The sequence below is a fragment of the Pedobacter jejuensis genome (assembly GCF_003725795.1).
GTDB lineage: Bacteria > Bacteroidota > Bacteroidia > Sphingobacteriales > Sphingobacteriaceae > Pedobacter > Pedobacter jejuensis.
This window is the reverse complement of record NZ_RBEE01000042.1, coordinates 378,310-399,611: the sequence shown is the minus strand read 5'-3', so window position 1 is coordinate 399,611 and position 21,302 is coordinate 378,310. Positions and strand designations below refer to the sequence as shown.

Below are 21,302 nucleotides of genomic sequence, written 5' to 3'. Positions count from 1 at the left end.
AAAGATATGGTTTTACATCGTTGGTCTTTATTCCTTTATCCTTGATCACAAAAATAAATCCGATTTCTGTTGTTAATAGCTCTAACAAGAAATCATAAATTAAATTAAGATGAGCCAAAGAATCAGAATTAAATTAAAATCTTACGATTACAACTTAGTAGATAAATCTGCTGAGAAAATCGTAAAAACTGTTAAACCTACGGGTGCAGTTGTAAGTGGACCAATTCCACTTCCTACAGAGAAAAAAATCTTTACTGTTTTACGTTCTCCACACGTAAACAAAAAAGCTAGAGAGCAATTTCAATTATGCGCTTACAAACGCTTATTAGATATTTATAGCTCTAATTCTAAAACAGTTGACGCTTTAATGAAACTTGAATTGCCAAGTGGTGTTGAAGTTGAAATCAAAGTGTGATAGATTTGATGAAATTGAAAAAGTCTCGATGTAAATCGGGACTTTTTTTTGTTTAAAGATTCACCATATTCAAAACAAAAGCTCAAATTTTGAGTTAAGCTATAATACAAATTGCCGAAATGGATAATACAAAAAAAACAGATAATGCCATTGAGCCAATTGAAGGTCAAGATTTTGCTAAACCTGAGGAGGAAGATCAAAAACCATCTTCTCACGGAGAAGTTGCAAATCAAAAAGGTAGCGATTTTACCGACTTAGAAGAAAGTAGAATGGATCATCCGCCAAAACACAGAGATACCAATGGCTCAACAAAGGATGATACTGACAAGCCAAAAAATAATCTGGAACAAGAAAAGGGAGTTTAATAAATTACTTAATCTATAATTCGATTTCGCACCACGAAATTTATTAATGATGCAGTATTTTTTGTTCCGGTTTTATCTAGTAAGTTTTGTCTATTACCTTCAATAGTTCTTTTACTTGTAAACAGTTTATCGGCGATTTCACTGTTTGTGTAGCCTTGAGCTATCAATTTCAATATTTCAATCTCTCTTTTTGAAACCTCAACATTAGATTTTAATGGTGTTCGGTTAGAATTGTTAGTGCGATTAATGTGTGCTAATAACTTAAGCGAGATATTAGTGCAAATGTATTTATTGCCTAAGGTAATTTGTTTAATAGCAAAAATCATTGTGTCGATATCTACCGTTTTTAGCAAGTAGCCAGAAGCCCCAGCATCTATAGCCTGACTAATATTTTTCTCGTCATCCAATACCGAAAGCACCAAGACTTTTATATTAGGGAAGTTTGCATTTAATATGCTTATCAATTCAACACCTTTTGTATCTGGCATATTGATATCGGTTATAATAACATCCGGCTCAATCCCCGACCTTAAATGTTGTAAAACTTCGCTACCATTTCTAGCCTCTGCAATAATTTTTATCTCTGGTTCTCCATCCAGTAAAGCAACTATGCCATTTCGTACAATTGTGTGATCCTCAGCAAGTAATACTTTTATTATGGTTTTCAATTTATGATTATGTAAAACAGTTTGGTCAGTTTCAAATATCGATATATTTTCATGCTTGATGGTGCGTGTTTATACCGCATATTTTCGTATAAATACGCTTTATGGCACTAGCAATAACTATTCAAGAAGATAATTTACTAAAAGATAAGAATTACAATAAAACCATGAAGTGGCTTTAAAAAAATTTGAAGGACAATGAGTTTTGAATAAAAAACTATTTAAATATACACTTTTATTAACCCATTTTATTTTAAATAATTTAATATATGATTTCCGACAGGTTTTACACAACTATAAAGTTTAATTAAGCTGTTACTAAACTTTTTATTAATAATGATTGTTGTGTAGATATCTAACCATCATAAAAACTACCCTTATGGAAACGAATAGCAATGAAAAGCAAAGTTTAAATTTTGATACTCATATCGAATGGGATAATGATACGTACGGACATATATTGAATCCGGAATTATTGAAGAAAAAGAATGAGCCAAATGAGGAACATTTAGATTTTATAGAAAAAGATGAATCTGGAGCAGATTTAGAAACCTCAGAGAAATTGAAGAACATTAACTTATCTAATGACGACGTTTCCTCAAGAAACGATAATCAAGAAAAAGGGTTAGGAGGAAAAAAACTTTAAACGCTTAAAATTCTAAATACCAGAATTTAAAACATCATCTTCATTCCTTTGTGAAGGTTTTTCATTTTTATCATCAAAATCATCAGATGAACTTGCTGTATGACTAGAAGCGCTTTCAATACTTGGCCTTTCGTCAGTGCTATTAAAAGAATCATCACTTAGCGAATCCTTACCTTGAGTGCCAGAGTTATCATAGCCATCTTTTGCCAACGGATTACCAGCAATCATTTGACTACTTTCTTTACCGTAAGAAGTTACTTCATTTCCCTCATTCTGCTTTTCGTATTTTTTCTGAACATCAGATTTAACAACGTCAGTTTTCTTGGAGCCATTAGAATCAACATATCCTTCAATATGTTCATCTTTACGATATGCGCTTGTTTTCATTCTTACATAACAGATAAGATTTCAAATGGTTTTTTCTTGTTATAGAACATCTTAAGTGTTTTTATAGTTTACGTCACCCTGAATTTATTTCAGGGTCTTATTTGCACAGGAGAGATGCTGAAATAAATTCAGTAAGACGTGTCGGATAAGCAATACGGCGATAAAACAGCAGACATATTAAGTTTAAGTACCGAACTTAAGTTCTTATTCAAAATTATCTATTTTATTCTCCCGTCGTTTTAGCTTTTGATTAACTTCGCTAAATAAACTTAGATTTAAATGGAGTGGAGTAAATTACTTTCGAATAAACGTTTTGGACAAGAGCAGTATGGAGCAAGTTCAGATAAGGCCCGTTCTGATTTTCAACGCGATTATGATAGGTTAATATTTTCCTCACCATTTCGTCGGTTGCAAAATAAAACTCAGGTTTTTCCATTGCCAGGTAGTGTTTTTGTACATAACCGACTTACGCATAGCCTGGAAGTTGCAAGCGTTGCCCGCTCCATGGCAAATATTTTTTTAAATAGCATCGAAGAAAAAAATCCTGAATTGATTAAAGATGCACCACTTATTTCAGAAGTGGGAAATATTGTGGCAGCTGCAGCTTTGGCGCACGATTTAGGTAATCCGGCCTTCGGACATTCTGGCGAAGCAGCCATTTCCAGATATTTTACAGATGGTGACGGGAAGGTTTATGAGAAGGAGATGAGGACTGAACAATGGCATGATTTGATAAATTTTGAAGGCAACGCCAATGCAATTCGAATTCTTACACACCCATTAAAAGGAAAAAGCAACGATGCTTATGCGCTAACCTATTCTACTTTAGCTTCGATTGCAAAGTATCCTTGTGCATCAATTGCCGGGAAGCAAAAAGGCTTATTGCATAGAAAAAAGTATGGTTTTTTTCAATCAGAAGAAGAATCTTTTAAAAGAATTGCTACAGAATTAGGTTTAGAACAGGAATCTAATGAACATCTGATTTATAAAAGACATCCGCTGGTTTATATTGTAGAAGCAGCAGATGATATTTGCTACAGCATAATCGACTTAGAAGATGCACACCGATTAAAAATCCTTTCGTACGAAGAAGTTAAAAGTTATCTGCTTCCATTTGCGAATTCTACAACGATAGAAAACAGGCTACAAAACGACTATGAAGATGATGACGCCAAAATCGGTTTATTAAGAGCAAAAGCCATAAATACCCTAACAAAAATTTGTGCCGATATATTTTACAGGGAACAAGAGGCCTTATTAAAAGGAAGTTTAAATTACAGTCTTACTGATTTAATTCCTGAACCATATCAATCGGCCTGGAAAGCCATTGAAAAAGTTTCTGTTGAAAGGATTTATAATTTTTCCTCAGTGATACAAAAAGAAGTTGCTGGTTATAAAATTATGGCAGGTTTGCTCGAAGAATTTGTGCCAGCATTAATTCATAACAATACACACTATTACAAAAAGTTGGTTAAATTAATTCCAAAACAATACCATACAGACTTAACAGATATTTATTCGAGAACGCAAAGCGTATTGGATTTCGTATCTGGCATGACTGATTTGTATGCTGTAGATTTATACCGAAACATTAAAGGCATATCTTTTCCTTCAGAAACGTAGAAGCTGTAAATCATTAACGTATCAAAAAAAAGCCAAGTCTGCATCTGCAAAATTGGCTTTTTGTGTACTAATTCAATGTCTTATTATCGTCGACCGCCTTCATCCCACTTATTTCTTTCATCCTGCAATTCTCTCGCAAGCTTCATTTCTTTATCCTTGGCTTTAACTTTATGTGCCTGAAATTCATCAGCAACTTCCTGGTACAGTTGGGTTCTATAAGTGGCTTCTTTCCTATACTTGCCAGTTTGTAAAATTACAATAGCTAAAGCTGCAGCTAAAAGTATAATTATAGCCCAAACCATCGTATTATAAGTTCCCTTATTAAAAGATATTCCCAAGAAACTGATTTCGTTAACCGATGCCGTGGCGCTAGCCAATGAACTTTCTTTACCGGTTACTTCGCCTTTTAAGCTGGCAATATTGTCTGCTTGAGTTTTAATTTGTGTTCTGGCTTCCTGCAACTGCCTTCTTTCTTTACGCAAAGTATCGTTTACGCTTTTCCAAACAGATGATAATCTAGCCGGATTAATCAGTTTCGATCCATATAAGTTTTTCGATTTTTTCAACATAAACTGATACTGACCATTTAACGATGGGTCAGTATTTTTAGAAGTGTCTTGCTGTGCAAGAGCAAAAGAAACGTTTAAAAAGATTAACGCTCCAAGACAATAAATAACGTGTTTAAATTTTTGCATAGTTCAAAGGTAATGTTAAAATGTAAAACTACATTTTTATACAATTTATTATAAATTAATTCTGATAGATTACATTTGTTTCATGCAAATAGGAATTATTGGTTTAGGTGATATGGGAAAATTGTATGCCATATCATTCGCAAATGCAGGTTATAAGGTATGTGGGGCAGATATGCCTTTGCGTTTCAACGAATTAAAAAAAGAGTTAGAACCATCAAATGTTGAGGTATTAAATGATGGACATGAGGTTTCCAGAAAATCTGATTTTATCATTTATTGTGTAGAAGCCGAGAAGATTGATGAAGTAGTGGCAACCTTTGCTCTATCAACTAAATATGGTGCAATAGTAGCAGGTCAAACCTCTGTAAAGCATCCCGAAATTGCAGCATTTGAAAAATATCTACCAAAAGAAACTCAAATTGTAACCTGTCATTCATTACATGGGCCAGCTTTTAGTCCTGAAGGACAAACTTTAGTTGTGGTTAGGCATCGTGCCACTGATGAGGTATACAATAAAGCATTAGACATTTATAAATCGCTTAAATCGAATATAATTGAGTTAAACGATTATAAAGAACACGATAGGATAGTGGCAGATACACAAGCCGTAACCCACATGGGTTTCGAAAGCATGGGCTCGGCCTGGAAAAATGCAGGTTTTTTTCCATGGGATAATCCGGCTTATGCAGGTGGAATTGATAACGTTAAAATTCTAACAACACTAAGGATATTTAGTTACAAATCTCACATCTATGCCGGTTTAGCCATTTTGAATCCTTATGCTCAAAAGCAGGTTAAATATTATGCGCAAGCAGAGTCTGAGTTGTATAAACTGATGATTTGCGAAAACGAAACCGAGTTCAGGTCTAAAATTTATGCTGCCCGTGATTTTGTTTTTCATGAGAGCAGAAAATTATTGCTGTTGGATGATAACATTATGAAAGAGTTCAGCTTATCGGATGCGGATCACAAACAGAAACCAAACTCACACCTAAGTTTACTAAGCATGGTGTATGCATGGTACAAGATGGGCGTAAATCCTTATGATAACTTAATCTGCCAAACCCCACCTTTTAAATTACGTTTAGGAATTGCCGAATACCTTTTCAAGAACGAGGCAATGTTGGAGGAGTCGATTCATACCGCACTCTACGATAAATCCATCCGTGGCGATGATTTGGAATTTCATACCGCAGTGCATGAATGGGCATCGATAATTGGTTACGGCGATTTGAAAGGTTATAAAGAGCATTTCGAAGCCGCGAAATCATTTTTTGCAAATCGTTTAAATGATGGCAGAGATTTAAGCGCAGAGATGATTAAAAGGTTGGGAAAGTAGGCAAGATAGAATTTTATAACTTCTAATTATTTTGATCATCTAATTTATCCTTAAAATTAATTCTTAACTTTTTTAGTATGACTACTTTAACTGTGAAAATCGAGAATAAGAAAACTGAAAAGGCTGTTAAAGCTATTTTAGAAGCTTTGGGTTTGAGTTATGCTGAAAACAAAACAACAAAGTCAGAACAAGAGCCTTTAAATGAGGGTGAACAAGCTATTTACAATCGTCTTAAAAATTCATTCGAACAAATTAAGTTACATCAGGAAGGAAAGATTAAACTTAGAAATGCCAGAGAACTTTTAGATGAATTATAGTGTTAAAACTTTATCTAACTTTGATAGAGAGGTAAAAAAGATATCAAAAAAGCACAAATTAATTAAGTATGATATTTCGGATTTAATTGATGAGCTTGAATTCAATCCAACTCTTGGTGTTCATCTTGGTCAAAATATTTATAACTTCGCTTAGCCATTTCTGGTTCCAACAAAGGAAAATCTGGAGGAGCAAGAATAATTACCTATGTTTTAATTGACCATCAAACTGTTTACTTAGCTGATATTTATCTTAAGAGTGAATATGATACCATTGATACGGAGAAAATTATTCAAAGGCTTAGAGACGCAGGAGTTATTTAGAATGCATTTGCCCAAGTTTATTCATTTCCTTAATTAATTCGATTGTATTTGCGATTTTATCTTTGAAAATAGGCGTGAGTAAATCTACTTATTTATTTAGCACACCATTTTCCATTTCCCATCTTACTTCATCCATATACCATATAGACTTTATTTTATTCGGTAAATCTTTCGTTTAGCCAACAACAGTCGCTTATATTTGCCCGCATGTCGGTTTTGTTGTTTACAATTATCGTTTTAGTAGGTGCTCTTTTAGCCGGGTTATTAGGCTCTTTAACAGGCTTAGGCGGTGGTGTTATCATTATTCCGCTGTTAACATTGGCTTTAGGTGTAGATATTCATTATGCAATTGGTGCATCCATTGTTTCCGTAATTGCAACATCTTCAGGTTCAGCCGCTGCTTACGTTAAGGAAGGAATTACGAACATTCGAATTGGGATGTTCCTAGAAATCGCTACTACAATTGGAGCGGTTTGTGGGGCAATTGTTGCCGTTTATCTTAACGCAAATTACATTGCCATAATTTTCGGTTGCATTCTTATTTTTTCAGCCATCATGACTTTAAAGAAAAAGGTAGATCATTCTACTTTGGACAATTCAGATAGATGGGCTAATTTTTTCAAATTGAATGGTTCTTATCCGGATAAAGGTGTAGAACATAAATACGCCGTTAAACATGTTCCGGCTGGTTTCTTAATGATGCTTGTTGCAGGCACATTATCCGGCTTACTCGGAATTGGAAGCGGAGCACTAAAAGTTATCGCAATGGATAATATTATGCGATTACCTTTTAAAGTATCTACAACCACCAGTAATTTTATGATGGGTGTTACCGCCGCTGCAAGCGCTGTAGTTTATTTACATCGTGGTCAGATTGATCCTGGAATTGCAATGCCGGTATGTATTGGTGTATTAACCGGTGCATCTATTGGCTCCAAAATATTGCTAAAAACAAAAACTGATAAGCTCAAAATAGTTTTTGCTGTTGTAGTTACTCTTTTAGCGCTGCAAATGATTTATAAAGGAATAAGCGGATTATAATGAACACACCTGGTAAAGAAAATTTAAACGATAAAGACATTCAGGTAATTCTGGGTACGCTATTACGTGCCGGAGTAATTATTTCTATGAGCATCGTTTTAATTGGCGGGGCAATTTTCTTAGTTCATAATAAGGGTGCGATAACGGATTATAAAGTTTTCAAGCCAGAGCTGTCTAAATTTTCATCTATTAACGCAATTTTCAAAGGCGTGTTAACATTTCATGGCGATGCTATTGTTCAGTTTGGTATCCTAATGCTCATCTTTACGCCAATTGCCCGCATTGTTTTTGCTATTTTTAGCTTTTTAATCGAGCGAGATTATCTATATGTACTCATTGGATTAATCATTTTAGCCATTATAACTGTTAGTTTAAATGGTGGTTTGGCACATTAGCCTATCTTTTTTAGTTAATTCCCAACGTATCAGCAAATTATTTGAAAAAATATTTCGCTAACTATTTGAATATTAAGAATTCTTTCCTATTTTTGCCCTCCCTTAAAAGGGATGAACAACCACCTTGAACGAAGCCCTACTGCTTCGATGGGTGTTAAAAAGAAAAGATAAAATGTCAGGAATTATTGGAAAAAAAGTAGGAATGACCAGTATCTTCGATGCAGATGGAAAAAACATTCCATGTACTGTTATCGAGGCTGGGCCTTGTGTAGTTACACAAGTGAAGACCGAAGAAGTAGACGGGTATTCATCAATCCAATTGGGTTACGATGAAAAAAAAGAGAAAAACACAACTCAACCGTTAAAAGGCCATTTCGCGAAAGCAAACACAACTCCAAAACGCAAGCTGGTAGAATTTGATTCGTTTACAACTGCACTTAATTTAGGTGATGTAGTAACAGTTGATTCTTTCGCAGAAGGCGATTTTGTTGATGTTGTAGGTACCTCAAAAGGTAAAGGTTTTCAAGGTGTTGTAAAACGCCACGGATTTGCCGGTGTTGGTATGCAGACTCACGGTCAGCATAACCGTTTACGTGCCCCGGGTTCATTGGGAGCATCATCATTCCCTTCACGTGTATTCAAAGGAATGCGCATGGCTGGAAGAACAGGTGGAGACAGAGTAAAAGTTCAAAACTTACAAGTTTTGAAAGTTTATGCTGAGCAAAACTTATTAGTAGTTAGTGGTTCCATTCCAGGAGCTAAAGGTTCTTACGTAATCTTAGACAAGTAATCAGATGGAAGTTAAAGTAATAAACATTTCAGGTAAAGAAACAGGTGCCAAGGTGCAACTTCCTGAATCGGTATTCGGTATTGAGCCTAACGACCACGCGATTTATTTAGATGTTAAACAGTTTTTGGCTAACCAACGTCAGGGAACTCATAAATCTAAACAACGTAATGAGATTGCAGGTTCAACCCGCAAGCTATACAAACAAAAAGGTACAGGTGGTGCCCGTGCCGGTAGCATTAAATCTCCGTTATTTAACGGTGGTGGTCGTGTTTTCGGTCCTCAGCCACGTGATTACAGTTTTAAATTGAACAAGAAATTAAAAGTATTAGCACGTAAATCAGCTTTAGCTTATAAAGCGAAGGATAACAACGTGGTAGTTTTAGAGGATTTCAGTTTCGATACCATTAAAACTAAAAACTACATAAACTTAATCGCTGCGTTAAACGTAGGTAACGAAAAAACTTTATTGGTTTTACCTGCACAAAATAATAATATCTATTTATCAAGCAGAAACGTTGAGAAAACTAAAGTAATTACTGCAGCAGATTTAAACACATATGATGTGTTAAATGCAGGCGTACTTGTGTTAACTACAGATTCTGTTAAAACTTTGGAGGAGGCATTTGCCAAGTAATATGGAAATTTTAAAAAAACCAATATTAACCGAAAAAGCTTCAGCTTTAACTGAAAAATTAAACGTTTTTACATTTAGCGTTAATCACAAAGCAAATAAATTGCAAATCAAATCTGCAATTGAGAAACTTTATGGTGTAACCATTACATCAATCAATACTATGGTTGTAGATGGTAAAGCTAAATCTCGTTACACAAAAGCAGGTTTTGTTTCTGGCCGTAGCCCGAAATACAAAAAAGCAATTGTAACCTTGAAAGACGGTGAAACAATAGATTATTACGCAAATCTTTAATTTAATTATTAATTATAACTATGGGCTTAAGAAAATTTAAACCAGTTACTCCGGGAACCCGCTTTAGAGTTGGTGCCAGCTTTACGGAGATTACAGCAACCAAGCCCGAAAAATCATTGGTTGTATCATCAAAAAAGTCTGGTGGACGTAACAACACAGGAAAGATGACTATGCGCTACATGGGTGGTGGTCATAAAAAATCATATCGTTTAATCGACTTCAAACGCGATAAATTTGATATTCCTGCTACAGTAGCATCTGTAGAATACGATCCAAACCGTACTGCCCGCATTGCATTATTAAATTATGCAGATGGCGAGAAGCGTTACATTATTGCTCCAGAAGGATTGCAAGTAGGTTCGGTATTATTATCGGGCGATACAGCATCTCCAGAAGTAGGTAACACTTTAAAATTATCGAACATTCCATTAGGTTCTATCGTTCACAACGTAGAAATCCATCCTGGAAAAGGAGCACAATTAGCTCGTAGTGCAGGTGCTTACGCACAATTAGCTGCCCGCGATGGTAAATATGCTACTTTAAAAATGCCTTCAGGCGAAACCCGTTTAATCTTGACTACTTGTCTTGCTACTATCGGTGCTGTATCTAATTCAGATCACGCAAACGAAGTATTAGGTAAAGCTGGTCGTAAACGTTGGTTGGGCCGTCGTCCGAGAACTAGACCGGTAGCGATGAACCCTGTCGATCACCCAATGGGTGGTGGTGAAGGTAGATCATCAGGTGGTCACCCTCGTTCAAGAAATGGTGTTTTAGCTAAAGGCTTTAAAACCAGAGAACTTAAAAAATATTCTAATCGTTACATCATAGAGAGAAGGAAGAAATAATGGCTCGTTCGATAAAAAAAGGACCTTATATTGACCATAACGTAGAGAAAAAAGTAAGCTCTATGAATGATTCAGGCAAAAAGTCTGTAATCAAAACTTGGTCTCGCAGATCAATGATTTCACCAGATTTCGTGAATCATACATTTGCTGTACACAACGGTAATAAATTTATTCCTGTGTACGTTACAGAAAACATGGTTGGTCACAAGTTGGGAGAATTTGCTCCAACCAGAACATTCAGAGGACACGCTGAAAAGAAAAAATAATTAGACAATGGAAGCAATAGCAAAATTAAACAATTGTCCAACCTCACCACGTAAGATGCGTTTGGTTGTAGATCTTATCAGAGGTGAACGTGTAGAAAAAGCATTAAGCATTTTAAAGTTTACCAATAAAGAAGCAGCAATAAGAGTTGAAAAATTATTATTATCTGCAATTAAAAACTGGGAATCTAAAAATGAAGGTGCTCGCCCTGAAGAAAACCAATTGTTTGTAAAAACAATTATGGTAGATGGTGGCCGTCAGCTTAAACGCTTACGTCCAGCTCCTCAAGGCCGTGGATATAGAATTCGTAAACGTTCTAACCACGTAACGCTGATTGTAGATAGTAAAAATACAGAAACAACTCAAAACTAATTTTAGGAAATGGGACAAAAAGCAAATCCAATAGGTAACAGGTTAGGTATCATCAAAGGATGGGATTCTAACTGGTTCGGTGGCAACAACTACTCCGATAAATTAGTTGAAGATGAGAAAATAAGAAAATACCTTTCTGCTCGTATTGCTAAAGGTGGTGTTGCGAAAGTAGTTATTGAGCGTACGTTAAAACGTATCACGGTAACTATTCACACAGCTCGCCCAGGTATCGTAATCGGTAAAGCAGGTGCTGAGGTTGATAAAATCAAAGAAGAGTTAAAGAAATTAACTAAAAAGGAAATTCAAATTAACATCTTCGAAATTAAACGCCCAGAACTTGATGCACAATTAGTTGCAGAAGGTGTTGCAAAACAATTAGAAGCAAGGATCTCATTCCGTAGAGCAATGAAATCTTCTATCGCATCTACCATGCGTATGGGTGCTGAAGGTATTAAAATCATGACTTCTGGTCGTTTAGGTGGTGCTGAGATGGCACGTTCTGAGCAGTACAAAGAAGGAAGAGTGCCTTTGCATACATTCCGTGCTGATATTGATTACGCTTTAGCAGAAGCTTTAACTACTTATGGTAAAATAGGTGTTAAAGTTTGGATTTGTAAAGGTGAGGTTTATGGAAAACGTGATTTGTCTCCAAACATTGGTGCAACAAATAACGGTCCTAAAGGTGCATCAGACAAACCAGCTTTCGGTGGAAGAGATAACAGAGGTGGTGGCAACGAGAGACGTGGCGGTGGTAACGACAGACGTGGTGGAAACCAAGGTGGTGGTCGTGGTCCAGGTCAAGGTGGTCCCGGAGCAAATAGAGGTGGTGGCGCAGGCGCTAACAGAGGTCCTCGTAAATAATTGATTTATTAACATCGTTTAACGATTAGAACAAAATAAAATGTTACAGCCAAAAAGAACGAAGTTCAGGAAGATGCAAAAAGGCAGAATGAAGGGTTTAGCTTCACGTGGAGCTGAATTAGCATTCGGATCTTTCGGTATCAAATCTTTAGAAGCAACTTGGATAACAAGTCGCCAGATAGAGGCTGCCCGTATTGCCGTAACTCGTTTCATGAAACGTGAAGGCCAAGTATGGATCAGGATTTTCCCGGATAAACCGGTAACTAAAAAGCCTGCTGAAGTACGTATGGGTAAAGGTAAAGGTGCTCCTGAATACTGGGTTGCAGTAGTAAGACCAGGACGCGTAATTTTCGAAGCTGAAGGTGTGCCTTTAGAAGTTGCTAAAGAAGCATTACGTTTAGCAGCACAGAAATTACCAATCCAAACCAAATTTGTAGTACGTAGAGATTACGTAGAAGCATAGTAAAGTTGTTGAGATGAATGTTGTAAATACTTGTTTATTATAACCGCTACACTCAACCGTAAAGAAAAATAAAAATGAAAAATTCAGAAATCACAGGGCTTTCAAAAGAAGAATTAGTAGCTAAGATTGCGGAAGAAAAAGAGAACTTATCAAAATTAAAGTTCGCTCATACTATTTCAGCTATCGAAAATCCTTCACGTATTGCAAAAGTAAGGAAAGACATAGCCCGTTTAAACACTGAACTGACTAAAGTGAAAAACACTGAGTCAGCTACTGAAACTAATTAATTTGAGAGTCGACATGGAAAGACAATTAAGAAAAACAAGAACCGGGTTGGTGGTGAGCAATAAGATGGATAAATCTGTTGTAGTGAGCGTTGAGCGTAAAGTAAAGCACCCGATTTATGGCAAGTTCGTAAAGAAAACTACCAAATTTATGGCTCACGATGAGAAAAACGAATGCGGTATCGGTGATACAGTATTGATTATGGAAACTCGTCCTTTGAGTAAGAACAAGAACTGGAGATTGGTACAAATTTTAGAAAGAGCTAAATAATATGGTACAACAGGAATCGAGATTAAACGTTGCTGATAACAGCGGCGCTAAAGAAGTATTAGTAATTCGTGTGCTAGGTGGAACCGGCAAACGTTATGCTTCAATTGGTGATAAAGTGGTTGTTACTGTAAAAAGCGCTTTACCGTCAGGTAATATTAAAAAAGGTACAGTTTCTAAAGCAGTTGTTGTAAGAACTAAAAAAGAGATTAGACGTAAAGATGGTTCTTATATCCGTTTTGACGATAATGCAGCTGTATTATTGAACGCACAGGATGAGCCAAGAGGTACACGTATCTTTGGCCCGGTTGCGAGAGAACTGCGTGAAAAACAATTCATGAAAATTGTATCATTAGCACCGGAGGTATTATAAAATGGGAAACAAGATAATTACACCATCAAAATTAAAAATCCGCACAGGAGATTTAGTTAAAATCATTGCCGGCGATTCAAAAGGTCAGCAAGGAAAAGTATTGCAAGTAATCATTGCAAAAAACAGAGCCATTGTAGAAGGCGTTAATTTAGTATCTAAACATACTAAACCAAATGCTGCAAACCCTAACGGTGGTATTATTAAAAAAGAAGCTGCTCTTCATATTTCTAACTTGATGTTGGTTGATCCAAAATCTGGTAAAGCTACCCGCGTTGGCCGTAAAGCTAATGCAGAAGGTAAATTGGTTAGAGTTGCTAAAATATCAGGAGAGGAGATTAAATAATGGCTACTACACCAAGACTAAAAAGCAAATACAAAGAAGAAGTTGTACTTGCATTAAAAGAAAAATTCCAGTATAAAACTGTAATGCAGGTTCCTAAATTGGAAAAAATCTGTATCAATCAGGGTGTTGGTCGTTTTTCTGTAACAGATAAAAAGATTATGGACACTACAATCGTTGAGTTGTCAACCATTACTGGTCAACAAGCGGTTCCTGCCCAATCTAAAAAAGATATCTCAAACTTTAAATTACGTAAAGGTATGCCTGTAGGTGTACGTGTTACTTTACGTGATAACAATATGTATGAGTTCCTTGATCGTTTGATCTCTGTAGCTTTACCACGTATTCGTGATTTTAAAGGTATTAATGATAAAGGTTTTGATGGTAAAGGTAACTATACATTAGGTGTTACTGAGCAAATCATCTTCCCTGAGATTAATATCGATAAAATCAATAAAATTTTAGGTATGGATATAACTTTCGTAACTTCGGCAAAATCTGACATTGAGGCCTTAGAATTATTGAAGCAATTCGGATTACCATTTAAAAATCAAAAAACAGCAGAATAATGGCAAAAGAAGGTGTAAAAGCACGCGAAGTTAAGCGCCAAAAATTGGTAGCTAGATACGCTGAAAAACGTGCAGTATTAAAAGCTGCAGGAGATTTCGAGGGTTTAGATAAATTACCTAGAAACTCATCTCCGGTACGTTTACACAACCGTTGTAAATTAACTGGTCGTCCACGTGGTTATATGCGTACCTTTGGTATTTCAAGGGTAACATTTCGCCAAATGGCACTAGACGGTAAAATACCAGGAGTTAAAAAAGCTTCTTGGTAATATAGCTTAAAGTTGAAAGTTCAAAGTCTAAAGCGGATATATATCGCTTTAGTCTTTGTGCTTTACTCTTTTTGCTTTAAAAGAATTTTAACCGATAGAAGGTCCCACAGCTGGGTAGCAGAAGGAAACCACTATCAAAAACAATAAAAAATGAATACAGATCCAATAGCAGATTATTTAACAAGAGTAAGGAATGCCATTAAGGCCAACCACCGTGTTGTAGAAATTCCTGCATCAAACCTTAAAAAAGAGATTACTAAAGTTCTTTTCGATAAAGGTTACATCGCGAACTACAAGTTTGAAGATACAACAGTTCAAGGCACTATTAAAATCGCTTTGAAATACAATCCAATAACTAAAGTTCCTGCTATTCGTACTTTGATGCGAATTAGTAAACCAGGTTTGAGAAACTATGCTGGTGTTGAAAATATGCCAAGAGTATTAAACGGTTTAGGTATCGCAATCTTATCTACTTCTAAAGGTGTAATGACTGATAAAGAAGCAGCCAAATTAAACATTGGTGGTGAGGTATTGTGTCACGTTTATTAATTAAAAGGAGAACAGCACAATGTCAAGAATAGGAAAAGCCCCAATTACAATCCCTTCAGGTGTTACAATTACCGTATCTAAAGATAACGTAGTAACTGTAAAAGGCCCAAAAGGTGAATTAACACAAGCAGTAGATTCAGATATCACTGTAAGTCAGGAAGACGGAATTTTATCAGTAAACCGTCCTTCAGAACAAAAGAAACACAAAGCATTACACGGTTTATATCGCTCTTTGCTTAACAATATGGTTATTGGTGTTACAGAAGGTTATAAATTAACTCAAGAATTAGTTGGTGTTGGTTACCGTGCTACAAATGCAGGTAATACATTAGATTTAGTTTTGGGTTACTCTCACCATTATGTATTTCAATTACCAGAAGAGATTAAAGTAACAACTTCATCAGAAAAAGGTCAAACGCCTAAAATTATTTTAGAAAGTATTGATAAACAATTGATTGGCCAAGTAGCAGCGAAAATCCGTTCGTTACGTGCACCAGAACCATACAAAGGTAAAGGTATCAAGTTTGTAGGTGAAGTGTTAAGAAGAAAAGCAGGTAAATCAGCATCTAAAAAATAGTAATCATGGCAGGTAAAAAATTATCAAGAAGAGATCGTATTAAAAAAGGGATCAGAAAAAGACTTACTGGTTCGGAAGAACGCCCAAGGTTATCTGTATTTAGAAGCAATAAAGGGATTTATGCTCAGGTAATTAACGACGTTACAGGTACAACAGTAGCTTCAGCATCATCTTTATCTAAAGATTTTGCAAGTAAAGGAAATAAAAGTGAGCAATCAGTAGCAGTAGGCAAGCTAGTTGCTGAAAAAGCTATCGCTGCAGGTGTTAAAGAAGTTGTTTTCGATAGAAACGGTTATTTATATCACGGACGTATCAAATCGTTGGCAGAGGGTGCCCGCGAAGCTGGTTTAGTATTTTAATCTGAAGAAAAAGTAAGATGTCAACTATCAATATAAAAAGAGTTAAAACCACCGATATCGAGTTAAAGGATCGTTTGGTTAGTATACAACGTGTTGCCAAAGTAACAAAAGGCGGTCGTACTTTCAGTTTCTCAGCAATTGTTGTTGTGGGTGATGAGAACGGCGTAGTAGGCTTTGGTTTAGGTAAAGCAAAAGAAGTAACTGAGGCGATTGCTAAAGGTGTGGATGATGCTAAAAAGAACTTAGTTAAAGTTCCAATTTTAAACGGTACTGTTCCTCATGAGCAAATCGGTAAATTCTCTGGTGGTTTTGTTTTAATCAAACCAGCAGCAGTAGGTACTGGTGTAATTGCAGGTGGTGCAATGCGTGCAGTTTTAGAAAGCGCTGGTGTACATAACGTACTTGCAAAATCTAAAGGTTCATCAAATCCTCACAACGTGGTAAAAGCAACTGTTGATGCATTAACAAAAATGCGTGATGCATATACAGTAGCTCAAACTCGTGGTATCGATTTAAACAAAGTTTTTAACGGATAATATCATGGCTAAGATCAAAATAACACAAATTAAAAGCGTTATCGACAGAAGCGAGCGCCAGAAAAGAACTGTTCAGGCTTTGGGTTTATCTAAAATGAATCAAAGCGTTGAAGTAGAAGCTACTCCACAAATTATCGGTATGGTTCGCAAAGTGAACCATTTGGTAGCTATCGAAACAATTTAATAGAATTATTGAATGATGAATTTTGAATGAGTGAATGAGCATAATGCAAATATTCAATCATTCAAAATTCAATCATTATTTATTTATCGTTGTACCTGTTTAGTGAAAGCGAAGGGCAACACAAATTCAAAGAAATGAATTTAAGTAATTTAAAACCTGCTACAGGTTCAGTAAAAAATAGTAAAAGAATTGGTCGTGGTACTGGTTCTGGTCGTGGTGGAACTTCAACTCGTGGCCATAAAGGTGCTGGTTCTCGTTCTGGTCATAAAACCAAAATTGGTTTTGAAGGCGGTCAAATGCCTTTACAACGCCGTGTGCCTAAGGTTGGTTTCAAACCAATTAACCGTACTGAATATGTTGGTGTAAATTTAGATGTAATTCAAGAATTAGCAGTAAAATTCAATTTAACAACTATTGATTTTGCTATTTTGAAAGAGCATGGTTTAGCTTCTAAAAACGACTTAGTAAAAGTTTTAGGTCGTGGTGAAGTAAAAGCAAAATTAGAAGTTACAGCACATGCGTTTTCTGCAACCGCACAAAAAGCTATTGAAGCAGCAGGTGGTTCAATTGTAAAATTGTAATTATTAAATGAAGAAGCTATTTACTACTTTAAGTAATATCTGGAAAATTCAGGAATTAAAAGAACGTATATTATTTACGGTCATGATTCTTTTGGTGTACCGTTTCGTATCACATGTGGTTTTGCCAGGTGTAGATCCAGCAGCTTTAGGAGCTAACGAAAAGTCAGGCATCTTAGGCTTACTCGATATGTTTGCCGGAGGTTCTTTCTCTCGTGTTTCTATTTTAGCTTTGGGGGTAATGCCTTACATTTCTGCATCAATTGTGGTGCAATTATTAGGTATTGCTGTTCCGACTTTCCAAAAAATGCAGAAAGAAGGCGAAAGTGGTAGAAAAAAACTGAACCAGATTACACGTTATTTAACAGTGGCCATCACGATTGTTCAATCTGTTGGTTATGTTAAAACACAAGTACCACAAGAGGCTATTTTGCCTGTGATGAGTCAAACGATGTTTTATATCGTATCTACATTTGTATTAACAGCAGGTACATTATTCGTAATGTGGCTTGGTGAAAAAATTACAGATAAGGGTATTGGTAATGGTACATCATTAATTATTATGACTGGTATTATTGCTCGTTTACCGCAGGCAATAAGTCAGGAATTTTCTGATAAAGTAGGTGCTTCGAGTACCGGTGGTGGTCCTGTTGCTTTAGTGTTAGAGGTTGTTGCCTTATTCGCAATTGTAATGTTTACTATCTTAATTGTACAAGGTGTGCGTAAAGTACCTGTTCAGTATGCTAAAAAGATAGTAGGTAATCGTCAATTCGGTGGTGTGCGTCAATACATTCCATTAAAAGTTAATGCTGCAGGTGTTATGCCAATCATCTTTGCTCAGGCATTGATGTTTATTCCGGGTGCTTTAATCCAATTTGTTCCTTCTTTACAAGGTTCTTGGTTAATCCAGTTTAGTAATACAACATCTTTAGCTTACAGTTTAACATTTGCATTTTTAATTATAGCATTTACTTTCTTCTATACAGCTATTACTGTAAATCCAACTCAAATGAGTGACGATATGAAGAAAAACGGTGGTTTTATCCCTGGTGTTAAGCCAGGTGTTGCAACATCAACTTTTATTGATGATGTAATCTCTAAAATCACTTTCCCTGGTGCTGTATTTTTAGCAATTATTGCTGTATTGCCTTCAGTTGCTGTTAAGTTTGGAATTAAGCAAGAATTTGCTCACTTCTTCGGTGGTACATCATTACTAATTTTAGTAGGTGTAGTATTAGATACTTTGCAACAGATTGAAAGTTATCTTTTAATGCGTCATTACGATGGTTTAATGAAAACTGGTCGTGTTACTGGTAGAACAGGTGTTCCTGCCGCTAGTAGCAACGCAGCATTATAATATTTAAGAATTATAGAATTTTGAATGATAGAGTGAGTGGATTGATAGTCGATTTACTCACTCTAAATTTACTCATTCAAAACTTACGATGAATGTCTAAAGTTTATTACAAATCTCTCGAAGAGATTGAGTTAATAAGGGAAAGTTCACTACTGGTTTCTAAAGCGTTGGCAGAAGTTGCCAAAATTATTGCACCAGGAGTTACAACAAATCAGTTGGATAAACTGGCTTACGAATTTATAAGTGATAACGGAGCAATACCTGCATTTTTAAATTACAATGGTTTTCCCAATTCTTTATGCATATCACCAAATGAGCAAGTTGTTCATGGTTTTCCAAGTGATTATGTTATAAAGGATGGTGATTTAATCTCAGTTGACTGCGGTGTAATTAAAAATAACTATTTCGGCGATTCTGCATATACCTTTTCAATCGGAGAGGTTAATGAGGAAAAGCAAAAGTTAGTTGAAGTTACCAAAAGATGCCTCGATTTAGGTATCGAGCATGCAGTAGTTGGTAAACGTATTGGTGATATTGGTTTTGCCATACAACAATATGCAGAATCAAATGGATTTGGTGTAGTAAGAGAATTAGTAGGACATGGTGTTGGTGTAAAACTTCATGAAAAACCAGAAGTTCCTAATTATGGAAAACGTGGCAGCGGACCAAAACTTGAAGAAGGAATGGTAATTGCAATTGAGCCGATGATTAACGCAGGTGTAGCCAGTGTAATATTTCATAAGGATGGATGGACGGTAACGAGTAAAGACAATAAACCTTCGGCACATTTTGAACATACAGTAGCAATAAAAAAGGGTAAGGCAGATGTTTTATCAACCTTTTCATTAATAGAAAAAGTTTTACAAGAAAAAAAATAAATAATTAAAATTTTTTATTTAATTTTGCAACCCTGTTTAGAAGCAGCTAATTAAGTAACAATCAATAAAATATGGCTAAACAAGCCTCAATTGAACAAGACGGAGTAATAAGAGAAGCATTATCTAATGCCATGTTCCGGGTAGAACTAGAGAACGGACATGAAATTATTGCACATATTTCGGGAAAGATGCGGATGCACTACATCAAAATTCTTCCTGGTGATAAAGTAAAATTAGAGATGTCTCCGTATGATTTAACAAAAGGTCGCATCACTTATAGATATAAATAAAATGAAAGTTAGATCATCAATTAAAAAACGTAGCGCTGATTGTAAGATTATTCGCCGTAAAGGTAAACTTTACGTTATCAACAAGAAAAATCCTAAATACAAACAACGTCAAGGGTAATTAAAAATATTGTAATCAACCGCACAACGGTGGCCCGCCGTTCGGAATTACTTAAAAACAAAAACAAATATGGCAAGGATTTCAGGTATTGATTTACCAAGAAACAAAAGAGGAGAGATTGGTTTAACTTATATCTACGGTATAGGTAAAACAACTGCACAACGTATTTTAACAACTGCAGGTATCGATGTTAATAAGAAAGTACAAGATTGGTCTGATGATGAGTTATCAGCTATCCGTACAATGATTAACGATGAGATTAAAGTAGAAGGTGCTTTACGCTCTGAGGTTCAATTAAACATTAAACGTTTAATGGATATTGGTTGTTACCGTGGTTTACGTCACAGAAAAGGTTTACCTTCTCGTGGTCAACGTACTAAGAACAACTCACGTACTCGTAAGGGTAAGAGAAAAACAGTTGCTAACAAGAAAAAAGCTACTAAATAATAGATAGATATGAGATTTGAGATTTTAGATATGAGAATCATGTCTTTTAACTCTTTTCAAATCTGGAATATAAAGATAAAAATTAGGATGCTGAGTGCCGAGATTTATAAAATCTTACATCTCAAGTCTCACATCTAAAATCTAAAAGCAAAAATGGCTAAGAGTAAAAAAGTAACCAAAAAACGTATCGTTGTAATTGAGTCTGTTGGTCAGGCACACATCAATGCTACCTTCAACAACATTATCGTTACCCTAACAAACAACAACGGACAGACTATCTCATGGTCTTCAGCTGGTAAAATGGGCTTTAAAGGTTCTAAAAAGAACACACCTTATGCAGCTGGTCAAGCAGCTTCAGATTGTGGTAAAGTTGCATTTGATTTAGGTTTACGTAAAGTTGAAGTATTTGTAAAAGGTCCGGGTTCAGGTCGTGAATCTGCAATCAGAACTTTACAAGTAGCAGGTATTGAAGTAATGTCTATCAAAGATATCACTCCACTTCCTCACAACGGATGTCGTCCTCCTAAAAAGAGAAGAGTTTAATTAATTTTAAAGCTAAGAATCTCCAGCTAAAGGTTGGATGATACTTTAAAACA

Annotated in this window: 37 protein-coding genes; 34 read left to right on the top strand and 3 right to left on the bottom strand. The window is 35.7% G+C overall.

Annotation, left to right across the window (positions count from 1 at the left end; genetic code table 11):
• Positions 1-109 precede the first annotated feature (109 nt).
• Together rpsJ and D7004_RS16420 are read left to right on the top strand one after the other, a co-directional pair.
• Positions 110-415 carry a 30S ribosomal protein S10 gene (rpsJ, locus tag D7004_RS16425; RefSeq protein ID WP_008244591.1) on the top strand — a complete coding sequence of 102 codons (306 nt, stop codon included), beginning with the start codon at positions 110-112 and terminating at the stop codon, positions 413-415.
• 119 nt (positions 416-534) lie between these two features.
• Positions 535-780 carry a hypothetical protein gene (locus D7004_RS16420; protein WP_123206903.1) on the top strand — a complete coding sequence of 82 codons (246 nt, stop codon included), beginning with the start codon at positions 535-537 and terminating at the stop codon, positions 778-780.
• A gap of 8 nt (positions 781-788) precedes the next feature.
• Here D7004_RS16420 and D7004_RS16415 read toward each other — a convergent pair whose 3' ends face one another.
• Positions 789-1,448, bottom strand: a complete 660-nt coding sequence (locus tag D7004_RS16415; protein ID WP_123206902.1) for a response regulator transcription factor — start codon at positions 1,446-1,448, stop codon at positions 789-791.
• Between the two features lie 376 nt (positions 1,449-1,824).
• On the opposite strand from D7004_RS16415, the gene D7004_RS16410 reads away from it, so the two are divergent.
• Entirely contained in the window at positions 1,825-2,091 is a 267-nt protein-coding gene (locus tag D7004_RS16410) for a hypothetical protein (RefSeq protein ID WP_123206901.1), read from the top strand.
• A gap of 12 nt (positions 2,092-2,103) precedes the next feature.
• Here D7004_RS16410 and D7004_RS16405 read toward each other — a convergent pair whose 3' ends face one another.
• On the bottom strand, positions 2,104-2,478 hold the full coding sequence (locus D7004_RS16405) for a hypothetical protein (protein ID WP_123206900.1): 375 nt from the start codon (positions 2,476-2,478) through the stop codon (positions 2,104-2,106).
• Between the two features lie 279 nt (positions 2,479-2,757).
• Here D7004_RS16405 and D7004_RS16400 point away from each other — a divergent pair, with 279 nt between their 5' ends.
• Positions 2,758-4,101: a deoxyguanosinetriphosphate triphosphohydrolase gene (locus tag D7004_RS16400; protein WP_123206899.1), complete on the top strand. Its 1,344-nt coding sequence runs from the start codon at positions 2,758-2,760 to the stop codon at positions 4,099-4,101.
• Positions 4,102-4,184: 83 nt separating this feature from the next.
• On the opposite strand, the gene D7004_RS16395 is transcribed toward D7004_RS16400, so the two are convergent.
• A complete protein-coding gene (locus D7004_RS16395) occupies positions 4,185-4,796 on the bottom strand; it encodes a hypothetical protein (protein ID WP_123206898.1) in 612 nt (203 codons plus the stop codon).
• A gap of 82 nt (positions 4,797-4,878) precedes the next feature.
• On the opposite strand from D7004_RS16395, the gene D7004_RS16390 reads away from it, so the two are divergent.
• The 30 genes from D7004_RS16390 to rpsK all read left to right on the top strand — a co-directional run bounded on the left by D7004_RS16390 (position 4,879) and on the right by rpsK (position 21,249).
• Complete coding sequence (locus tag D7004_RS16390) at positions 4,879-6,135, top strand: prephenate dehydrogenase (protein WP_123206897.1); 1,257 nt, start codon at positions 4,879-4,881, stop codon at positions 6,133-6,135.
• Positions 6,136-6,212: 77 nt separating this feature from the next.
• Positions 6,213-6,452, top strand: a complete 240-nt coding sequence (locus D7004_RS16385; protein ID WP_123206896.1) for a hypothetical protein — start codon at positions 6,213-6,215, stop codon at positions 6,450-6,452.
• 528 nt (positions 6,453-6,980) lie between these two features.
• Positions 6,981-7,814, top strand: coding sequence for a sulfite exporter TauE/SafE family protein (locus tag D7004_RS16380; RefSeq protein WP_123206895.1), 834 nt, complete (start codon positions 6,981-6,983; stop codon positions 7,812-7,814).
• Complete coding sequence (locus tag D7004_RS16375; protein WP_123206894.1) at positions 7,814-8,209, top strand: DUF1634 domain-containing protein; 396 nt, start codon at positions 7,814-7,816, stop codon at positions 8,207-8,209. The genes D7004_RS16380 and D7004_RS16375 overlap by 1 nt, the downstream gene beginning before the upstream one ends.
• Before the next feature lie 172 nt (positions 8,210-8,381).
• Positions 8,382-8,999, top strand: a complete 618-nt coding sequence (gene rplC, locus D7004_RS16370) for a 50S ribosomal protein L3 (protein ID WP_123206957.1) — start codon at positions 8,382-8,384, stop codon at positions 8,997-8,999.
• 4 nt (positions 9,000-9,003) lie between these two features.
• Positions 9,004-9,633 (top strand): 50S ribosomal protein L4, encoded by a 630-nt coding sequence (gene rplD, locus D7004_RS16365; RefSeq protein WP_123206893.1) that lies wholly within the window; start codon positions 9,004-9,006, stop codon positions 9,631-9,633.
• 1 nt (position 9,634) lies between these two features.
• On the top strand, positions 9,635-9,925 hold the full coding sequence (rplW, locus tag D7004_RS16360; protein ID WP_056097517.1) for a 50S ribosomal protein L23: 291 nt from the start codon (positions 9,635-9,637) through the stop codon (positions 9,923-9,925).
• 20 nt (positions 9,926-9,945) lie between these two features.
• Positions 9,946-10,770, top strand: a complete 825-nt coding sequence (gene rplB, locus D7004_RS16355) for a 50S ribosomal protein L2 (protein WP_123206892.1) — start codon at positions 9,946-9,948, stop codon at positions 10,768-10,770.
• Entirely contained in the window at positions 10,770-11,036 is a 267-nt protein-coding gene (rpsS, locus tag D7004_RS16350) for a 30S ribosomal protein S19 (RefSeq protein ID WP_123206891.1), read from the top strand. Before rplB ends, rpsS begins: the two co-directional genes overlap by 1 nt.
• A 7-nt stretch (positions 11,037-11,043) precedes the next feature.
• Positions 11,044-11,406 (top strand): 50S ribosomal protein L22, encoded by a 363-nt coding sequence (rplV, locus tag D7004_RS16345; RefSeq protein WP_056097519.1) that lies wholly within the window; start codon positions 11,044-11,046, stop codon positions 11,404-11,406.
• A gap of 9 nt (positions 11,407-11,415) precedes the next feature.
• Positions 11,416-12,267: a 30S ribosomal protein S3 gene (gene rpsC / locus D7004_RS16340; RefSeq protein ID WP_123206890.1), complete on the top strand. Its 852-nt coding sequence runs from the start codon at positions 11,416-11,418 to the stop codon at positions 12,265-12,267.
• Between the two features lie 40 nt (positions 12,268-12,307).
• Positions 12,308-12,730: a 50S ribosomal protein L16 gene (rplP, locus tag D7004_RS16335; RefSeq protein ID WP_010599903.1), complete on the top strand. Its 423-nt coding sequence runs from the start codon at positions 12,308-12,310 to the stop codon at positions 12,728-12,730.
• Positions 12,731-12,804: 74 nt separating this feature from the next.
• Complete coding sequence (rpmC, locus tag D7004_RS16330) at positions 12,805-13,017, top strand: 50S ribosomal protein L29 (RefSeq protein ID WP_055910078.1); 213 nt, start codon at positions 12,805-12,807, stop codon at positions 13,015-13,017.
• Positions 13,018-13,030: 13 nt separating this feature from the next.
• Positions 13,031-13,285, top strand: coding sequence for a 30S ribosomal protein S17 (rpsQ, locus tag D7004_RS16325; protein ID WP_010599901.1), 255 nt, complete (start codon positions 13,031-13,033; stop codon positions 13,283-13,285).
• Between the two features lies 1 nt (position 13,286).
• Positions 13,287-13,655: a 50S ribosomal protein L14 gene (gene rplN, locus D7004_RS16320; protein WP_010599900.1), complete on the top strand. Its 369-nt coding sequence runs from the start codon at positions 13,287-13,289 to the stop codon at positions 13,653-13,655.
• Between the two features lies 1 nt (position 13,656).
• Positions 13,657-13,998 carry a 50S ribosomal protein L24 gene (gene rplX / locus D7004_RS16315; protein WP_123206889.1) on the top strand — a complete coding sequence of 114 codons (342 nt, stop codon included), beginning with the start codon at positions 13,657-13,659 and terminating at the stop codon, positions 13,996-13,998.
• Positions 13,998-14,564 carry a 50S ribosomal protein L5 gene (gene rplE, locus D7004_RS16310; RefSeq protein ID WP_123206888.1) on the top strand — a complete coding sequence of 189 codons (567 nt, stop codon included), beginning with the start codon at positions 13,998-14,000 and terminating at the stop codon, positions 14,562-14,564. The genes rplX and rplE overlap by 1 nt, the downstream gene beginning before the upstream one ends.
• Entirely contained in the window at positions 14,564-14,833 is a 270-nt protein-coding gene (gene rpsN / locus D7004_RS16305) for a 30S ribosomal protein S14 (RefSeq protein WP_123206887.1), read from the top strand. Before rplE ends, rpsN begins: the two co-directional genes overlap by 1 nt.
• Positions 14,834-14,983: 150 nt before the next feature.
• Positions 14,984-15,382, top strand: coding sequence for a 30S ribosomal protein S8 (gene rpsH, locus D7004_RS16300; protein WP_056869756.1), 399 nt, complete (start codon positions 14,984-14,986; stop codon positions 15,380-15,382).
• Between the two features lie 19 nt (positions 15,383-15,401).
• Positions 15,402-15,959 carry a 50S ribosomal protein L6 gene (rplF, locus tag D7004_RS16295; protein ID WP_123206886.1) on the top strand — a complete coding sequence of 186 codons (558 nt, stop codon included), beginning with the start codon at positions 15,402-15,404 and terminating at the stop codon, positions 15,957-15,959.
• A 5-nt stretch (positions 15,960-15,964) separates the two neighbouring features.
• Positions 15,965-16,318, top strand: a complete 354-nt coding sequence (gene rplR / locus D7004_RS16290; protein WP_123206885.1) for a 50S ribosomal protein L18 — start codon at positions 15,965-15,967, stop codon at positions 16,316-16,318.
• Between the two features lie 17 nt (positions 16,319-16,335).
• Positions 16,336-16,854: a 30S ribosomal protein S5 gene (gene rpsE / locus D7004_RS16285; protein ID WP_010599893.1), complete on the top strand. Its 519-nt coding sequence runs from the start codon at positions 16,336-16,338 to the stop codon at positions 16,852-16,854.
• Positions 16,855-16,858: 4 nt separating this feature from the next.
• On the top strand, positions 16,859-17,038 hold the full coding sequence (gene rpmD, locus D7004_RS16280; protein ID WP_123206884.1) for a 50S ribosomal protein L30: 180 nt from the start codon (positions 16,859-16,861) through the stop codon (positions 17,036-17,038).
• A 134-nt stretch (positions 17,039-17,172) separates the two neighbouring features.
• Positions 17,173-17,619, top strand: a complete 447-nt coding sequence (gene rplO / locus D7004_RS16275) for a 50S ribosomal protein L15 (RefSeq protein ID WP_123206883.1) — start codon at positions 17,173-17,175, stop codon at positions 17,617-17,619.
• A gap of 7 nt (positions 17,620-17,626) precedes the next feature.
• Complete coding sequence (gene secY, locus D7004_RS16270) at positions 17,627-18,973, top strand: preprotein translocase subunit SecY (RefSeq protein ID WP_123206882.1); 1,347 nt, start codon at positions 17,627-17,629, stop codon at positions 18,971-18,973.
• Between the two features lie 92 nt (positions 18,974-19,065).
• On the top strand, positions 19,066-19,851 hold the full coding sequence (gene map, locus D7004_RS16265; protein ID WP_123206881.1) for a type I methionyl aminopeptidase: 786 nt from the start codon (positions 19,066-19,068) through the stop codon (positions 19,849-19,851).
• A gap of 71 nt (positions 19,852-19,922) precedes the next feature.
• Positions 19,923-20,141 (top strand): translation initiation factor IF-1, encoded by a 219-nt coding sequence (gene infA, locus D7004_RS16260; protein ID WP_010599888.1) that lies wholly within the window; start codon positions 19,923-19,925, stop codon positions 20,139-20,141.
• A 1-nt stretch (position 20,142) separates the two neighbouring features.
• Entirely contained in the window at positions 20,143-20,259 is a 117-nt protein-coding gene (gene rpmJ / locus D7004_RS16255) for a 50S ribosomal protein L36 (RefSeq protein ID WP_010599887.1), read from the top strand.
• Between the two features lie 69 nt (positions 20,260-20,328).
• Entirely contained in the window at positions 20,329-20,706 is a 378-nt protein-coding gene (rpsM, locus tag D7004_RS16250) for a 30S ribosomal protein S13 (RefSeq protein ID WP_109926334.1), read from the top strand.
• A gap of 153 nt (positions 20,707-20,859) precedes the next feature.
• Positions 20,860-21,249 carry a 30S ribosomal protein S11 gene (gene rpsK / locus D7004_RS16245; RefSeq protein WP_055910073.1) on the top strand — a complete coding sequence of 130 codons (390 nt, stop codon included), beginning with the start codon at positions 20,860-20,862 and terminating at the stop codon, positions 21,247-21,249.
• The last annotated feature ends 53 nt before the right edge of the window (positions 21,250-21,302 follow it).